At 43.6% G+C, this 16,606-nt stretch carries 17 protein-coding genes and 1 riboswitch; of the genes, 7 read left to right on the top strand and 10 right to left on the bottom strand.

Translation table 11 applies throughout. The features are described 5' to 3' along the window. Window positions 1-9 precede the first annotated feature (9 nt). From P8P68_RS04760 to P8P68_RS04780, 5 genes are all read right to left on the bottom strand, one after another. A complete protein-coding gene (locus P8P68_RS04760) occupies window positions 10-702 on the bottom strand; it encodes a sugar transferase (protein WP_084849251.1) in 693 nt (230 codons plus the stop codon). A 104-nt stretch (window positions 703-806) separates the two neighbouring features. Beyond that, window positions 807-2,549 carry an ABC transporter ATP-binding protein gene (locus P8P68_RS04765; protein ID WP_278275686.1) on the bottom strand — a complete coding sequence of 581 codons (1,743 nt, stop codon included), beginning with the start codon at window positions 2,547-2,549 and terminating at the stop codon, window positions 807-809. Further along, window positions 2,539-4,284, bottom strand: a complete 1,746-nt coding sequence (locus tag P8P68_RS04770; RefSeq protein ID WP_278275687.1) for an ABC transporter transmembrane domain-containing protein — start codon at window positions 4,282-4,284, stop codon at window positions 2,539-2,541. Before P8P68_RS04770 ends, P8P68_RS04765 begins: the two co-directional genes overlap by 11 nt. A 206-nt stretch (window positions 4,285-4,490) precedes the next feature. Beyond that, entirely contained in the window at window positions 4,491-5,126 is a 636-nt protein-coding gene (locus P8P68_RS04775) for a DUF421 domain-containing protein (RefSeq protein WP_220107137.1), read from the bottom strand. Next, window positions 5,123-5,578: a DUF3290 family protein gene (locus tag P8P68_RS04780; protein WP_278275688.1), complete on the bottom strand. Its 456-nt coding sequence runs from the start codon at window positions 5,576-5,578 to the stop codon at window positions 5,123-5,125. Before P8P68_RS04780 ends, P8P68_RS04775 begins: the two co-directional genes overlap by 4 nt. A gap of 133 nt (window positions 5,579-5,711) precedes the next feature. Between P8P68_RS04780 and P8P68_RS04785 the strand changes: the two genes are divergently transcribed. From P8P68_RS04785 to P8P68_RS04800, 4 genes are all read left to right on the top strand, one after another. Continuing rightward, on the top strand, window positions 5,712-6,539 hold the full coding sequence (locus tag P8P68_RS04785) for an exodeoxyribonuclease III (RefSeq protein WP_278275689.1): 828 nt from the start codon (window positions 5,712-5,714) through the stop codon (window positions 6,537-6,539). Between the two features lie 11 nt (window positions 6,540-6,550). Further along, window positions 6,551-6,937, top strand: coding sequence for a VOC family protein (locus tag P8P68_RS04790; protein ID WP_175828048.1), 387 nt, complete (start codon window positions 6,551-6,553; stop codon window positions 6,935-6,937). 133 nt (window positions 6,938-7,070) lie between these two features. Beyond that, a riboswitch (purine riboswitch) is annotated at window positions 7,071-7,166 on the top strand. Window positions 7,167-7,289: 123 nt separating this feature from the next. Continuing rightward, a complete protein-coding gene (locus P8P68_RS04795; protein ID WP_000770403.1) occupies window positions 7,290-7,871 on the top strand; it encodes a xanthine phosphoribosyltransferase in 582 nt (193 codons plus the stop codon). Continuing rightward, window positions 7,871-9,133 carry a nucleobase:cation symporter-2 family protein gene (locus tag P8P68_RS04800; RefSeq protein WP_173219643.1) on the top strand — a complete coding sequence of 421 codons (1,263 nt, stop codon included), beginning with the start codon at window positions 7,871-7,873 and terminating at the stop codon, window positions 9,131-9,133. The genes P8P68_RS04795 and P8P68_RS04800 overlap by 1 nt, the downstream gene beginning before the upstream one ends. Before the next feature lie 32 nt (window positions 9,134-9,165). On the opposite strand, the gene P8P68_RS04805 is transcribed toward P8P68_RS04800, so the two are convergent. The 3 genes from P8P68_RS04805 to P8P68_RS04815 all read right to left on the bottom strand — a co-directional run bounded on the left by P8P68_RS04805 (window position 9,166) and on the right by P8P68_RS04815 (window position 12,318). After that, the gene (locus P8P68_RS04805; RefSeq protein ID WP_000651202.1) at window positions 9,166-9,570 is read right to left on the bottom strand and encodes a PaaI family thioesterase; all 405 of its coding nucleotides are present in this window, start codon (window positions 9,568-9,570) and stop codon (window positions 9,166-9,168) included. 69 nt (window positions 9,571-9,639) lie between these two features. Continuing rightward, the gene (locus tag P8P68_RS04810; RefSeq protein WP_278276304.1) at window positions 9,640-11,121 is read right to left on the bottom strand and encodes a UDP-glucose--hexose-1-phosphate uridylyltransferase; all 1,482 of its coding nucleotides are present in this window, start codon (window positions 11,119-11,121) and stop codon (window positions 9,640-9,642) included. Window positions 11,122-11,139: 18 nt separating this feature from the next. Beyond that, on the bottom strand, window positions 11,140-12,318 hold the full coding sequence (locus tag P8P68_RS04815; RefSeq protein WP_278275690.1) for a galactokinase: 1,179 nt from the start codon (window positions 12,316-12,318) through the stop codon (window positions 11,140-11,142). A 164-nt stretch (window positions 12,319-12,482) separates the two neighbouring features. Here P8P68_RS04815 and galR point away from each other — a divergent pair, with 164 nt between their 5' ends. Beyond that, on the top strand, window positions 12,483-13,487 hold the full coding sequence (gene galR / locus P8P68_RS04820) for a DNA-binding transcriptional regulator GalR (protein WP_278275691.1): 1,005 nt from the start codon (window positions 12,483-12,485) through the stop codon (window positions 13,485-13,487). Between the two features lie 33 nt (window positions 13,488-13,520). On the opposite strand, the gene P8P68_RS04825 is transcribed toward galR, so the two are convergent. Further along, window positions 13,521-14,411, bottom strand: a complete 891-nt coding sequence (locus tag P8P68_RS04825) for a cation diffusion facilitator family transporter (protein ID WP_278275692.1) — start codon at window positions 14,409-14,411, stop codon at window positions 13,521-13,523. 132 nt (window positions 14,412-14,543) lie between these two features. Between P8P68_RS04825 and P8P68_RS04830 the strand changes: the two genes are divergently transcribed. Next, a complete protein-coding gene (locus P8P68_RS04830; protein ID WP_000166618.1) occupies window positions 14,544-15,098 on the top strand; it encodes a TetR/AcrR family transcriptional regulator in 555 nt (184 codons plus the stop codon). 26 nt (window positions 15,099-15,124) lie between these two features. Further along, entirely contained in the window at window positions 15,125-15,457 is a 333-nt protein-coding gene (locus P8P68_RS04835; protein ID WP_242747299.1) for a glucuronide permease, read from the top strand. 33 nt (window positions 15,458-15,490) lie between these two features. Here P8P68_RS04835 and pnuC read toward each other — a convergent pair whose 3' ends face one another. Then, window positions 15,491-16,228: a nicotinamide riboside transporter PnuC gene (pnuC, locus tag P8P68_RS04840; RefSeq protein WP_278275693.1), complete on the bottom strand. Its 738-nt coding sequence runs from the start codon at window positions 16,226-16,228 to the stop codon at window positions 15,491-15,493. Window positions 16,229-16,606 lie beyond the last annotated feature (378 nt).

The raw sequence follows: 16,606 nt of genomic DNA on the forward strand, positions 1-16,606 counted from the left end.
ATGACTACTTTATTTTAGCACTTCAAACACGGTTTGAAACATGATTTTAATGTCTCCAAGGAAACTAAACTCTCGGAGATAGGCGAGATTATAGCGCATCTTTTCAGGAAGAACATGCTCTACATAAGCCTGGTCAACTGACAGACCTTTCTCCGTCATTTGACTGATGATAGTATCCTCATCCTTGTAGTTGATGCTGGCTGGAGAGGTGATTCCTGCTGGCAAGAGCAAGGTCGCCATCATTTCAGGGCTATACTGCTCGGTGTAACGTGGCACCTCAGGTCTTGTTCCAACAAAGGACATCTCACCTTTAAGGACATTGACCAACTGAGGCAGTTCGTCCAAGCGCACACGGCGGATGAAATTTCCAACCTTGGTAATGCGACTATCGTTAGCAGAAGTCACCAGGCTTCCTTTTTTATCCGCATCCGTTACCATAGTACGGAACTTCCAAATCTTGAACGAACGGTTGTACTGGGTCACGCGCTCTTGCTTGTAAATGACAGGTCCCTTGCTATCCAACTTGATCCAAATGCTCAAGATAAGAAAGATGGGAGAAGTCAAAAGTAGCAAAAACAAGGCCAGAACCCAGTCCAGACAACGCTTGAAGATCAGCGAACCTTTCCTTTTAGAGACAAGCTGGTAGTAAGACTCAACCTCGCTTGATTGCATTTCCACGGGCAAGTCTTCCCATTTCAGCATGCTGTTTCTCCTTTGTTTTTATTATACTATTTGTCAACATTTTTCATTATACCACAAAATGGAAAAGGCGGTGCAAGAAATCTGTAATTTAGAGGAATTCTTCTTTAGGTAAGAGCCCCTGCCTGCAAACTATACATCTTGTGATAGGTTCCTCCCAAGGCCAAGAGTTCCTCATGGGTTCCACTCTCGATGATGCGCCCCTTGTCCAAAACATAAATGCAGTTGGCGTCTTGGATGGTCGAAAGACGATGAGCAATAGCAATGGTCGTCCGACCCTGTCTCATCTTAGCTAGGGAATCTTGAACCAAACTTTCTGTTTCAGAGTCAATATTGGCTGTCGCTTCATCCAAAATCAAAATTTTAGGCTGACTGGCAACAGTTCTAGCAAAGGCAAGAAGCTGGCGCTGGCCGGTAGAAAAGCTCGAACCACGCTCGGACACAGGTGCATCATACCCCTGCGGAAGCTCCTGAATAAAGGAATCTGCATCCACAAAGGTAGCTGCGTCCTTTACTTGATTATCACTGATATCTTGGTACATGGCGATATTGGACTTGATAGTCCCATGATAGAGGAAGGGATCCTGCAAAACTAGACCAATATTTTTTCTCAGTTCTTCCTGACTGTAGTTCCTAATATCCACATCATCTAAGAGAACTCGGCCTGACTGAAATTCATAAAAGCGCATGAGGACATTGATAATCGAAGATTTCCCGGAACCTGTATGACCGACAAAGGCAATGGTTTCGCCCTTGTTAACCGAAAAGGAAATATCATCTAGGATCTGGTGTTTGCCATCATATGAGAAACACACATGTTCAAAACGGATATTGCCTTCTTTGACTTTGGCTTGCCCATCTTTTTGAAGAGGCTCATAGGTCGTCTCGTCAATCAAGGCAAAGACACGACCTGCAGACACCATGGACGTTTGAAGGGTTGAAAAGTTTTGCGTCACCTCAATCAAGGGGTCAAAGAGGCGATTGATGTACTGGATAAAGGCATACATGGTTCCAGCTGTTATCCCAATAGAAAGACCACGATAGCCAAAGTAGGCCATCAAAACGGCGTAGCCTAGGAGTTTCAGTAAACTCATAGCAGGGCGCAAAAAGAGGGCATCCAAGGCTACAGAACGGTTGGCATAGACCAAGTGTTCTTGGTTGATTTCATCAAATTCTGCCTGCAGGCGCTTCTCTTGATTAAAGGCCTGAATAATCCTGATGCCCTCGATATTCTCTGCCAGCTTACTATTGATATCCGACAATAGACTCCTGGTTTTCTCGATAATCTTGACTGACCTTTTCCGATAGAGATTGACCAAAAGGAAAATCAAGGGAAGAAAGAGCAAGACTAAACCTGTCAAACGAAAATCCAGTACCAACATGGTATACAGAGTTGTCAGAAAGATGAAAACTGCTGAAATAAAGCTGGATAAAATCCCCGAAAACATATCACTGATGGTCTCGGTGTCATTGGTCAAACGAGAGACGATGGAACCTGCTGGCGTCTTGTCAAAATAAGACATACCCAGTTTCTCCATATTGGCAAAGGCATCCCGACGAATATCTCTGACAATACTGTAGGACACCCTCGCAAAGAGAAGATTGCCAACATACTGGACCAGAGTTTGCAGGATATAGAGGCCATAGTAGGCTAATAAAACTGTAATAGCAAACTGATTGAGATTGCTGAGGTACTGGTCTATAAAGTGGGAAGCCACAAGGGGAATGACACTTTTAATGACCGTAGTCGCAAGGAGAAAACTGAGTGCCAAAAAGGTCAGGAGGCCATAGGGCTTGAGATAGGACATCAAGCGCGTCAATACAGCCCATTGTTCTTGCTTATTCTGCATCTTCTTCTCCTTTCATTTCCAACTGCTGAGACTGGTAGGTTTGGGCATACCAGCCATCTAGAGCTAGCAGGTCTTCGTGCGTACCCCGTTCGATAATCTGTCCATTTTGCAGAACCAAAATCAGATCTGCATGGACAACTGCACTGAGGCGATGGGCTGTAATAATGGTTGTCTTATCCTTCCGCGTCTCCTTGAGATTGTCGATGATCGCATACTCTGTCTTGGCATCCACGGCTGACAAGGAATCATCTAGAATTAAGATATCAGGATCTAAAATCATAGCCCGACTCATGGCCAGACGCTGCTTTTGACCACCAGAAAGACTGACTCCTTTTTCACCGATAACTGTATCAAATCCCTGAGGCATGTCTACAATATCTTGGTAAACTTGTGCTAGCTTGGTCGCTTCCTCAACTGCTGAAAGGAGGAAGTTAGGATTGCCGAAGCGGATATTGTCTAAGATAGAGGTCGCAAAGAGAAACTGATCCTGAGGGATATATCCCATGAGACTGCGAAGGTCTGTCAGACGATAGTCCCGAATATCATGACCGTTTAGATAAATAGCTCCCTTATCCACATCGTATTCTCGCAAGAGAAGGTTAATCAAGGACGTTTTCCCAGAGCCTGTCTGCCCGACTAAGCCTAGGGTTTGCCCTTTTTCCAGACTAAAGTGAACATCCGTCAGTGTCTCCTCATTTTCAAAGGCAAAGCTGTCAATGGCGTACTCCAAACGTCCATTTTCGATACTGTCCAGAGGACATTCAGGATCTTTTATAGGTGATTCCTGAGATAAAAGATCCTCAATCCGCTGATAAGAAACCTTTCCTCGCTGAGTAATATTAAAGAGGAAACCAATAGCCATAAGAGGCCAGACCAACATATCCAAATAACTGATAAAGGTGACCAGATTCCCAACTGTAATCTGCCCCTCCTGCACCATTAAGGAACCGACCAAGAGGGTTAAAACATAGGATGAACCAACAAACAAGAAAACCATGGGGTCAAAGAGACTGTCGTATTTCATGGTTTGGAGATTCTTCTGGAAGGTCAATTCATTTACTTCCTGAAAAGATGCCAATTCATCAGACTGATAACCGAAAGACTTGGTCACTTTAATACCCGATACAGACTCCTGCACCTTGTTATTGAGTTCGGAAAAGGCAGCCTGTGATTCGCCAAAAGCCTTGTGAGTCTTTCTCCCTAGACGACTAGTCGCATAGGCCATGAAAGGCAGGGGTAGAATGGCAACCAAGGTCATTTGCCATGAGATGCTAAAAAGCATGGTCATCAAGGTTACTAGCGCCGTGATGGAAGCATCCACTGCTGACATGACTCCTCCACCTGCGAGACGAGTTAAGGCATTGATATCATTGGTGGCGTGTGCCATCAAGTCCCCCGTCCGATAGGTCTGATAAAAGGCTGGAGACATTTTAGTAAAATGCTCAAACAAGCGAGAGCGAATAATCTGCCCCAGACGGTAGGAAGTTCCAAGGATATACATGCGCCAAACATAGCGCAGATAGTACATCCCAAAGGCTGCCAGCAGTAGATAAAATAGATTAAGAAGGAGGTCCTGATGGGTTAATTGTCCCGACGTAATGGCATCAATCACCCGCCCCATAACCATAGGAGGAATGAGATTGAGGACGGAAACCAAGATCAAGGCCACAATCCCGACTAAATAACGGCGCTTTTCTAACTTGAAAAACCACCAGAGTTTTTGAATAATGGACATAAAATCCCTTTCTGATTGCAAATGGAAACCTGAGGCCAAGACTCAATGAAAATCAAAGAGCAAACTAGGAAACTAGCCGCAGGCTGCTCAAAGCACTGCTTTGAGGTTGTAGATAGAACTGACGAAGTCAGTAACCTACATACGACAAGGCGACGTTGACGCAGTTTGAATTTGATTTTTGAAGAGTACAAGACCTCAGGTTTTTCTTATTCATAGGTTACGACTGAGACGACACCCTTGTCATACTCAGCGATAAAGATATTGGCCACATTGTCATACCCTTGTTTGCTGAGGTTATCAAGCAGCCATTCTTCGCTTCGACCAATGGTCTCCAAAATTTCAACTTGGATCACACCGTCTGTGACAACAGGATACTTGGGATTCTCATCTCCCATTTGGACTACGATGAGTTGACCGTTCTGCTCCTGCATAGCGCGTTTGACTTGTTTCATTTGGAAAATTCCCTGGCTACGGAGCTTAAGAGCTACGTCCGCTGCTGATAAACCAACCGAACGGCAGGCTTCTGGATCAATCTTCCCATTTTTGATGAGCAGGGTTGGCTTCCCATCAATCAAACGTTTCACAAAGTGAACATTGTTGTTGAGCCATTTGAGAGTTAAAACCAGAATAGTCCACATAATCAGGATAACTGCATACTGAAGGATACTAATGGCGCTATTGTAAATCACCCCTCCGATGATACCCCCGAGTACATAGTTCTGAATTTGATCTATTGCTGAGTTAGGCGCTAGGTTGCCCTTTCCTGTCACATTAATTACGAAAACCAGAGAAAAGAGACCCAAGGCTAGTTTGATTAAAATTTCCATATAATTGAGTGTCATTTGTTCACCTCCGCCAGTTCAATTGCATCTGTTTTATACAATTTCACTTTCTCTAACAGGTACTTGTCTGGCTCACTGCCGTTCAGGGCACGATAATAACGATCTCCTACCTTGATAAGTGCGCCATCAGTGTCGGCAGAAGTATTGACATAGACTTCTGACTTGTCTACTCCCAATTCTTTGGAAACAAGCTCGATGAAATGAAGTGAAGCTTGAAATTTATTATTAGAAACTTGATTGTTTTGATAAGTCGTGATGCTGACCAAAAGGAGAGCTAATAAGGTCAGAGCTGAAATCATGACCAACTCACGAAATTTGGTCCCCTTTTTATCATGATAAGCCTTGAAAGCTAAAAATCCTGTCACAGCTAATAGGACAATCCCTAAACCAATCATGATACCATTTTGCTGACCGATTTGGCTGAGGACATAGTCATAAGAATAGAATTTCATGTATTTTCACTCCCTTTCATAAAATCATTCTTCATTATAAACGAAAGAGGGTGATTTTTCAAACCATACGTTGGGGAAATACGTCTTTTTTTGATATAATATAGTCTGTAATCTGAATGAAAAAGGTAACTTTATGAAACTCATATCATGGAATATCGATTCCCTCAATGCAGCCCTAACGAGCGACTCAGCTCGTGCAAAATTGTCCCAAGAAGTCCTACAAACCTTGGTAGCCGAAAATGCTGATATTATCGCTATCCAGGAAACCAAGCTTTCTGCAAAAGGGCCTACAAAAAAACACTTGGAAATTTTAGAAGAACTCTTCCCAGGTTATGAAAACACTTGGCGTTCCTCTCAAGAACCTGCTCGCAAAGGCTACGCTGGAACCATGTTCCTCTATAAGAAAGAACTCACACCAGCGATTAGCTTCCCAGAAATCGGTGCCCCTTCTACCATGGACTTGGAAGGCCGCATCATCACCTTGGAATTTGATACATTTTTCGTGACCCAAGTATACACTCCAAACGCTGGCGATGGTCTCAAACGCTTGGAAGAGCGTCAAGTCTGGGACGTCAAATACGCTGAGTATTTGGCTCAACTAGACAAAGAAAAACCAGTCCTTGCGACTGGAGACTACAACGTAGCTCACAAGGAAATCGACCTTGCAAATCCTGCCAGCAATCGCCGTTCACCTGGATTTACCGACGAGGAACGTGCTGGATTTACCAACCTCTTGGCAACTGGATTTACCGATACCTTCCGCCATATTCACGGTGATGTCCCAGAGCGTTATACTTGGTGGGCGCAACGCAGCAAGACTTCTAAAATCAACAATACAGGCTGGAGAATCGACTACTGGCTGACCAGCAACCGCGTGGCTGACAAGGTAACCAAGTCTGATATGATTGACTCCGGTGCGCGCCAAGACCATACACCCATTGTCATGGAGATTGAGCTCTAAGGAGAAAACGAATGGACTATCAAGCTGTCATTCCTGAATTTGTAGTATCTGACATCGAAAAATCACGCCACTTCTACTGTGACTTACTGGGATTTTCTGTCGAATACGAGCGTCCAGAGGAGAAATTTCTCTTCCTCTCGCTTGAAGACTGCCAACTTATGCTAGAAGAAGGCAGCACAGAAGAATTAGCCCAACTAACCTATCCTTTCGGGCGCGGTGTCAATATTTCCTTTGGCATTGAAGATGTCCCTCAGCTCCACCAAAAACTGCTGGAGGCTGACTATCCTATTTATCGTCCTTTGACTAAGAGAACATTTCGTGTTGGGGATCACTACATCTATCCTCACGAATTTGCAGTCTTGGATCCAGATGGTTATTTTTTAAGATTTAGCGAATAGAAGAATAAAAGGCTACAATACTTTCTAGCGTTGCAGCCTTTTATTCGTTCGCTTTTATGATCTATTTGCTAACAAAATATTTGATTTCTAAAGTTATTTATTGTAAAATAAAAACATTGGCGCAAGCCTATTTAAAATTGAATATCGTTTTACTTGTTTATGTCGTGAATTGGCACGACGTTTCTACAAGGTGCCGGAACACCTAACAATAAGTAAGTTAGCTTGAGGGGATGATCTTTTTTGCCATGCCTATTTGAGGGACTTGCTTAGAGATTAAGTAGGTCCTTTTTCTATTTCTTGCTAGAAACTATAAACAAGCAAATGGATTAGCTTTTAGACTTTAGGAGGTCTTATGAAATTATTAGAAGAGCGCATCCTCAAGGATGGGCATATCTTGGGTGATAATATCCTCAAGGTGGATTCCTTTTTAACCCACCAAGTTGACTTTAGCTTGATGCGAGAAATTGGTAAGGTTTTTGCGGAAAAATTCGCTGCTGCTGGCATTACCAAGGTTGTAACCATTGAAGCGTCAGGTATTGCCCCAGCCGTTTTTACAGCTGAAGCCTTAAACGTTCCCATGATTTTCGCTAAAAAAGCTAAAAACATCACTATGAACGAAGGAATCTTAACTGCCGAAGTTTACTCCTTTACCAAGCAGGTAACCAGCACCGTTTCTATCGCTGGAAAATTCCTCTCACCAGAGGACAAGGTTTTGATTATCGACGACTTCCTTGCTAATGGCCAAGCTGCTAAAGGCTTGATTCAAATCATCGAACAGGCTGGAGCAACAGTCGAAGCTATCGGTATTGTGATTGAAAAATCTTTCCAAGATGGCCGTGATTTGCTTGAAAAAGCAGGCTATCCTGTCCTATCACTCGCTCGTTTGGATCGTTTTGAAAATGGTCAAGTCGTATTTAAGGAGGCAGATCTCTAATGCAAACTCAAGAAAAACACTCGCAAGCAGCCGTTCTTGGCTTGCAGCACTTACTAGCCATGTACTCAGGATCCATCCTGGTTCCTATCATGATTGCGACAGCCCTTGGCTATTCAACTGAGCAGTTGACCTACCTAATCTCCACAGATATCTTCATGTGTGGGGTGGCCACCTTCCTCCAACTCCAACTCAATAAATACTTTGGAATTGGGCTACCAGTCGTTCTCGGAGTTGCTTTCCAATCAGTCGCTCCCTTGATTATGATTGGGCAAAGCCATGGTAGTGGCGCTATGTTTGGTGCCCTTATCGCATCAGGGATTTACGTGGTTCTTGTTTCAGGCATCTTCTCAAAAGTGGCCAATCTCTTCCCATCTATCGTAACAGGATCTGTTATTACCACGATTGGTTTAACCTTGATCCCTGTCGCTATTGGAAATATGGGAAATAACGTTCCAGAGCCAACTGGTCAAAGCCTTTTGCTTGCAGCTATCACTGTTCTGATTATCCTCTTGATCAACATCTTTACCAAAGGATTTATCAAGTCTATCTCTATTTTGATTGGGTTGGTCGTTGGAACTGCTATTGCTGCTTCCATGGGCTTGGTTGATTTCTCCCCTGTTGCGGCAGCACCGCTTGTCCATGTCCCAACTCCTCTCTACTTTGGGATGCCAACCTTTGAAATCTCATCTATTGTCATGATGTGTATCATCGCAACGGTGTCTATGGTTGAGTCGACTGGTGTTTACCTGGCCTTGTCTGATATCACGAAAGATCCAATCGACAGCACGCGCCTGCGCAACGGTTATCGTGCAGAAGGTTTAGCTGTCCTTCTCGGAGGAATCTTTAACACCTTCCCTTACACAGGATTTTCACAAAACGTTGGGTTGGTTAAATTGTCAGGTATCAAGACCCGCCTGCCAATCTACTACGCAGCTGGTTTCCTAGTCCTCCTTGGACTCCTTCCTAAGTTTGGTGCCCTCGCCCAAATCATTCCAAGCCCTGTCCTTGGAGGGGCCATGCTGGTGATGTTTGGTTTTGTTTCCCTTCAAGGGATGCAAATCCTCGCCCGCGTTGACTTTGCTAACAATGAACACAACTTCCTTATCGCAGCTGTCTCCATCGCTGCAGGTGTCGGACTCAACAATAGTAATCTCTTTGTCAGCATGCCAACAGCCTTCCAAATGTTCTTCTCAAACGGAATTGTCGTAGCCAGCTTACTAGCCATTGTTCTCAATGCAGTATTAAACAGGAAGAAGAAATAAGAAAAAGAGGTGTGAGCCTCTTTTTTGTTTATCTATATCCTTACCTGTCTGTCTTCTGACCGCTGGCCTGTGACAAACATGGTAAAGGTTGCTTTGCAGACATTTCTGCCTTCTTGATTGGTGATATCCACATCCACGACACAGGTTGTGCGTCCATGATGGACACATTCTCCTTTAATGGTCAACACGTCGTCGAGTTTTCCTGCCTTGAGGTAGTTGATAGAGGACTGGAGCGTCACTCCATCAAGCCCCAGCGAGATAACCACCAAACCACTAATCTGGTCACAAAGGGTGAAGAGATAGCCACCATGGGCATTGCTATAGTAGTTGAGCGACGAGTCCACCACTTTGGTCGTCACCACAACATGACCATCTCTCATTTTTTCAATTTCGTAATTTTCAAAGGCAGATATAGCATCAAAATGAAAATCTTTCATCGTTTCCTCCTGATAGTTCAAACGACACTATGATACTACTTTTTATAGGACTGTGCAAGGAGAAAGCTCCTAGTCTGGCAAAATTCCGACCTGCTCAACAAAACGCATAAAAGCTGCCTGTCCTTGTTCCGTCTGCTTGTAAACTCCTGCATCCTCCAAAACACGTGCAAAAATAGCACCCACAGAGTCCTTGACGATTTCAAGGGCTTTTTCTTTATCTGCTAGGTCCGGATGTTGGGCTTTGAGCTGGTCTGCCCATTCTTGATGATAGTCGGCAACTATATCATCATCTCCCACAAGATAGCTAGCAACCTGTTCCACTTCTGCTTTCAAACGTGGCGGCAGGATAGCCAAGCCCATGACCTCAATCAAGCCGATATTTTCCTTCTTGATATGTTGGACATCCTTGTGAGGATGATAGATGCCATCCGGATGCTCTGGCGATGTCAGATTGTCCCGCAAGACCAAGTCCAACTCAAACTGTCCATCACGCTTACGCGCAATCGGTGTGATAGTGTGATGCGGTATCCCGCCTGTCTCTGCTAAAATCTGCACACTAGGATCTGAATACTGGCGCCATTCCTGCAAAATCTTATCAGCCAAGTTGATCAAATCCTCTTTGGAATCCGAAGCCAAACGCAACACTGACATAGGCCACTTGACAATCCCAGCCTTTACCTGCTCAAATGCAGCAAATCGAAAAGTCTTTTGTAAGGGAGCCAATTCCATAGGAAACACGTGACGGCCTCCTTGATAGTGGTCATGGGTTAGGATAGAACCACCTACGATTGGCAGGTCCGCATTAGACCCTGCAAAATAGCCTGGAAACTGCTCTACGATAGCCAACAAACGCTCAAAGCTCTGACGACTAATCGCCATGGGACGATGCTGTCCATCTAAGAAAATACAGTGCTCATTAAAATAAGCATAGGGCGAATACTGGAAGCCCCACTCCTCCCCTGCCATTTCAAAACGAATAATTCGGTGGTTGCTGCGAGCTGGGTGGTTGACTCGACCATGGAAGCCCTCATTCTCTAAACAAAGCTGACACTGAGGATAATTGCTAGCTTGCACAAACTTAGCCGCAGCAATCTCCTTAGGATCCTTTTCAGGCTTAGAGAGATTAATCGTGATTTCCAGTTCTCCGTAATCAGACGGCACACGATAAGCAATATTTTTAGCAATGGCCTTGAGTTTGATGTAGTCATTTTTCTGGCTAAGTTGGTAAAAGTCCGCTATCGCTTGCTCAGGAGATTGGGCGTAGGTGGTCCAAAAGTCCCGATTGACCTGACTTGGACAAGGCGTTACCAAGTCCATCAGTTCAGTACCGAGGATTTCACGCGCAGTCTGACTATCCTCAATCGTTTCTAATCGAACGGCTTCCTCGACCAGCTGGTCCTTGAGGTCAATCACTTTATCCAGATCCGTCTCAATTTCCAAAACACAATCGCCCACTAGTGCCAAAACACGATTGGTCAGGTAGATTCGATCCATTTCCTCAAATGAACTTTCAGAAATGACATGTGTTACAAATTTATCTACTAAGGTCACCATAAAGCCTCCTTTTGACTAGTCAAGGACGCGAGTGCCACCTGCAACTTCAGCGATATAGAAGCTTGGAGCATATCCAACGACTTCCTCGTAGTGCTTGCCAACAGCTCCTTTAAAAGCCTCAACAGCATCTTTTTGCACCAAGGCAATGGCACAGCCACCAAATCCTGCCCCTGTCATACGAGCACCCAGAACACCTTCCTGGGCCCAAGCAGTGTGAACAAGGGTATCCAATTCCAAGCCAGTTACTTCATAGTCATGCTCCAAAGAAACGTGAGATGCATTCATCAAGCGACCAAATGTTTCCAAATCACCTGCTTGAAGGGCTGCTTGAGCTTTAAGGGTACGTTGGTTTTCAAGCACAGCATGGCGAGCACGTTTTAAACGATTTTCGTCTTTGATCAGGTAGCTATATTGATCAAAGGCCCACTCGTCCAATTCACCCAAGGTCTGAATATCCAAGGCAGCTTGCAATTCTTCCACAGCTTTTTCACACTCAGCACGACGTTCATTGTATTTAGAGTCCGCTAGTTCACGGCGTTTGTTGGTGTTCATGATAACAACAACATTGTCCTTCAAATCAAGTGGCACCAAGTCATATTCTAACGTATTGGTATCCAGGTAAATGGCACGTTGGTCAGCACCCATACCAATAGCAAACTGGTCCATAATACCAGAATTCACTCCGATAAAGTTATTTTCTGTTTGTTTTCCGATTTTAACCAAATCCAAACGGTCTAGTTTTAAATCAAAGAGATGCTCTGCCACGACCCCTGTCAAAAGTTCCAAGGATGCTGATGATGACAATCCTGCACCATTTGGGATATTCCCAAAGACATAAAAATCAAACCCTTTGTCAATCACATGCCCAGCTTCTTGCAAGAAATGAAGAACCCCTTTTGGATAGTTGGTCCAGCTGTGCTCTTTTTCAAATTTGAGGTCAGCAAGAGGCACTTCGATGATACCCTTGTCCTCAAAGTTGGCCGAGTAGAAACGCAAGACTTGGTCGTCACGCTTGCGAGCCGCTCCATAGGTTCCCAAGGAAATAGCCGCTGGAAAAACGTGCCCACCGTTGTAGTCTGTGTGTTCACCAATCAGATTGATACGACCTGGTGAAAAGAAAGTTTGGTCTGCTTCTTGACCAAAAACGGCAAGAAAGTCTTTGCGAAGGGCTTCAGCAGTAAGATGTTGTGTCATATAAATTCTCCTTTGACTGTCCGTTAAGTCACCTTAACGTGTAATCGTTTTCTTCTATTGTATCCAAGGCATTTGCCAAGGTCAATCCTTTTTACTAAACTTTTACTAAACTATCGGTAAAAAGAAGAAAAATATGATATACTAACCTAAAAGGAGGAGGATTTATGGCTACCTTAAAAGACATTGCACAGCTAGCCTCTGTCTCTATCGCGACCGTATCTCGTGTCCTCAATCGCGACCAGAGTCTATCTGTTACAGAAGAAACCAGACACCGTATTTTAACCGTCGCGGAAGAGCTGGGCTATACTAAGCACCTCAAGACAGGCGAATCCCACAAACCCAAGCAAAAGATTGCCATTATCCAATGGGTCAGCGAACAAGGGGAGTTGGACGATCTCTACTACTATCAGATTCGCCTAGGCATAGAAAAAAGAGCCCAAGAGTTGGACTATGATATCCTGCGCTATTTTAATGATCATCCTTTTACCCTCAGCGAGGAAGTGATTGGCATTCTCTGCATCGGAAAATTTAGCCGAGCTCAGATTGCTGCCTTTGAAGAATACCAAAAACCTTTAGTCTTTATAGACAGTGATACCCTCTCATTAGGTCATACCTGTATTATCACTGACTTTTACACTGCTGTGAAACAAGTTGTAGACCATTTCCTCAGTCAGGGTATGAACCGTATCGGAATTCTCACAGGCCTTGAGGAAACAACCGACCAGGAAGAAATTATCCAGGATAAGCGGCTAGAGAATTTCAAAGACATTACCCAAGCAAATTGTATCTACCATGAAGAACTGATCTTTCAGGGGAGCTTTACTGCCCAGTCTGGCTATGACTTGATGAAGGAGGCCATTCACAAGCTGGGAGAACAACTCCCACCAGCCTTTTTCGCTGCCAGCGATAGTTTAGCCATCGGTGCCCTTCGTGCCCTACAAGAAGCTGGAATCAGCCTACCAGACCGCGTCAGCCTCATTTCTTTCAACGACACTAGCCTGACCAAGCAGGTCTATCCTCCTCTTTCTAGCATTACCGTCTATACCGAAGAAATGGGTCGAGCAGGTATGGATATTCTTAACAAGGAAGTTCTCCACGGTCGCAAAATCCCTAGCCTGACCATGCTGGGAACCAGACTGACTCTGAGAGAGAGTACGAGGAATGAATAAGATAACAAAACGACCTCTAGCGAGATCGTTTTTCTAATGATGATGCCCATGCTTCTGCTCTAACTCTCTCACTCTCCGTCTATGTTGCGCATGATTGCTTTGACTGCTATCTACTTCAATAGTGATATTCTGCACGCCTCTTTCTTCTAAAAATTGACGCACTACTTCTTTGGTTTCCATCATCTGTTCCCAGTCCTTGATACAAATGTGAACAATAGCATTATTCTCTAGACCATCCATGGACCAAATGCTAAGTTGATTAACACTTTTGACATTGGGTAGAGCCTCTAAATCTTTCTCCAAATCACTTGTCTCGACCCCTTCTGGCACAGCATCTAGGAAAATTTTTAGTGCACTCCAAAAGCGTGGAATGGCTTTCGACAGAATAAAGATGGAAATGACCAGAGATAAAAGCGGATCGAGGATATACCAGTCCGTAAATCGAAGAATAATCGCCATTAGAATGACAGCCAACCAACCAAGAGTATCTTCCAAAAAATGCAAGCTAAGAATAGATTCATTCTTTGTTTTTCCCTTACGAACTACCAGACTAGCTAGCACATTGATAGCTACCGCAATGATTCCCAGCCAGAGAATCCCTTCCTCATTAACGGGTTGCGGGTGAGCGATCTTTGTGACATTTTCCAAAATCACTAGGACAGACCCTATCATAAGAATCACAGCCGTTAGCATGGCCCCTAAAAGACTAAAACGTTTGTAACCCAAGGTGTACTGTCTATCTTCTTCACGATTGGAAATCGTTTCTAAAAGGGCAGATATGCCAATGGCTATAGCATCTCCCAAGTCATGAACAGAATCAGCAAGAACTGCACTCGAACCAAAGATTCCTCCTGCGATAAACTCAACAATCGCATAGCTTAAATTTAAGAAAAAAGCTAACCAGATAGATGTTTTAGAACTCATTTCTCTCCCTCCTTTGGTATAATGGGTATATACATACTTCTTTCATTTGTATTATCTAATAAAATCCAAAGAAAGGATAGAAGCAAACTGTCAGTCCTGTTCAGTTCTGAACAGTTTGTCACTAGTGTCTATATGACAAAAAGAGACCGTCGAGTCAGCAAGACGAAAAAAGCCATCTACCAAGCTTTTTTACAACTTTTGAACGACAAGGGCTATGATGCCACTACTGTTCAGGATATCATTGACCTAGCAGATGTTGGGCGCTCCACTTTTTACTGTCACTACGAGAGTAAGGAACTCCTTTTAGATGAGCTCTGTCGCTACCTCTTTCATCATCTCTTTGAAAGGGAAGGACACTTGACTACCGAGGACTACCTCGCACATATCTTTTTACATTTTCAGAAAAACCAGGACCATGTCACCAGTCTCCTTTTTTCCAAAAACGACTACTTCCTCCGCCAACTACACAGGGAACTCAAACACCACGTTTATCCCATGGTGGCGGATGACTTGCAAGAAGCCTATCCAAACATTCCGGACTCCTACCTCCAGCATTTTGTTGTAACGAACTTTATCGAGACCCTAACTTGGTGGCTAAAAAAAGGAAAATCTTATACCGAAAACCAAGTGGTGAAATTTTACCTTGATGTAATAGAGATGACCTCTACAACTCCACTTGATAACTAAGCCTGAAACTCAGAAAGGAACCAACTATGTTAACTTCGATGATTCTAGGAATACTAACAATTGTACTAGCTCTCGCCTTCTCATTGCTTCACCTTGCTGCTGCTTTTTCAGCCATGAAACAAAAGAACTACAGTCTGGGAAACACGTGCATCTTGGTTGGCAGTTGCCTCACATCTCTGGCTCTAGCCATCTTTTACTTCGTTCCAGTTGCAACCATTCTTCTATGGATTGTGGGTTCGAGTATCGTCTGCTATGGAGCCTACTGGAACGGCCAACAGAAAGAAAAGCAACATATCTCGCACCACATCGTTCGTATAACGAGTGCTATTGTCATTACGGTATTATTCATTTTGCTCTAACACAAAAAGGATCAGATGATCCTTTTTTACTTTTTAAGCGCTTTTTGCTGCCTTGCTCCACTGATACCACCCAACTAGACTATTGATCAAGTAAATCAGGTATTTTCCTTGGATTTGCAGGCTTTCTCCCCACCAGAGATAGATTGAAAAGACAGTAGTAGCAGCCCAGAATATCCACTGTTCACGGTAAACAGCTGTCATGAGGATTTGCCCTACACCATTGGTCGCATCAGTGATAGAATCACGATAGGGACGATTAGCTCCGATAGACTGATAAATAACCCCAAAGGCCAACCACCAAAGAACACTAATAGAAAGATACTTTGTCCAACCCTTGCCGTCTAGTTTACGTGCGACAAACTCTTGTTGTTCTTTCTTAAACTGGGCTTGATAAATCCAAACCAAGAGACCAATTGGCTGCATAATTGTAAAATAGAGAGTTGTTAAAACCTCACCATAGAAGCCTTTCTGCAAAGCCAAGATAAGGTAAATGACAGAGTTAATCAAACCAAAAAGGTAATTACTTGCTCGACCTTCTGATACAAAGATGACACAGATAATTCCAGTCAGGCTACAAATCATCCCAACCCAGTCAACAATGCGGTGTTCATAAATCAACTCAAGCCAGATTGGAAAACTTCCTAAAACTAGCAGGTAAAGCCACTGGGAAAAACTACGATTGGCAAAGAGGTCATTCCAGATAGCCTTCATAGTTCCTGAAAATCCTAAATCAGCCATAGCAGCAACCATACGGCGGTAACCGCCAGACATTTCACCAAGAGTAATTTTGATATTCTTGAGTTTTGTTTACAAATAAGTCGTCATATTTTCTCCTTTTGTTTTTAAAGAGCTGTGTCTGGATAGACTTTCGGACGCAACGCTCTATTATATATCTACTGAACTGTCTATACACAAGATTTCCATCCTTAGTCGACATGAGCTGGAAATCCTTATTTGTTAAGTAGTTCACAACTCATTATACAACTAATTTCTGAATAGTCAAGTGTATTTACAGTAAAATTTTGAAAATCCTGAAAATTTCCTCTTATTTTCCATTTAAAAATGAAAATCATTAATTCTGACACTAAAAAAGCCCAGACAAGATTGCCTGAGCATTTTTCTATATGGTCGTTTAGCAAAGTTGAGTTT

It is taken from the genome of Streptococcus sp. D7B5 (genome assembly GCF_029691405.1).
GTDB lineage: Bacteria > Bacillota > Bacilli > Lactobacillales > Streptococcaceae > Streptococcus.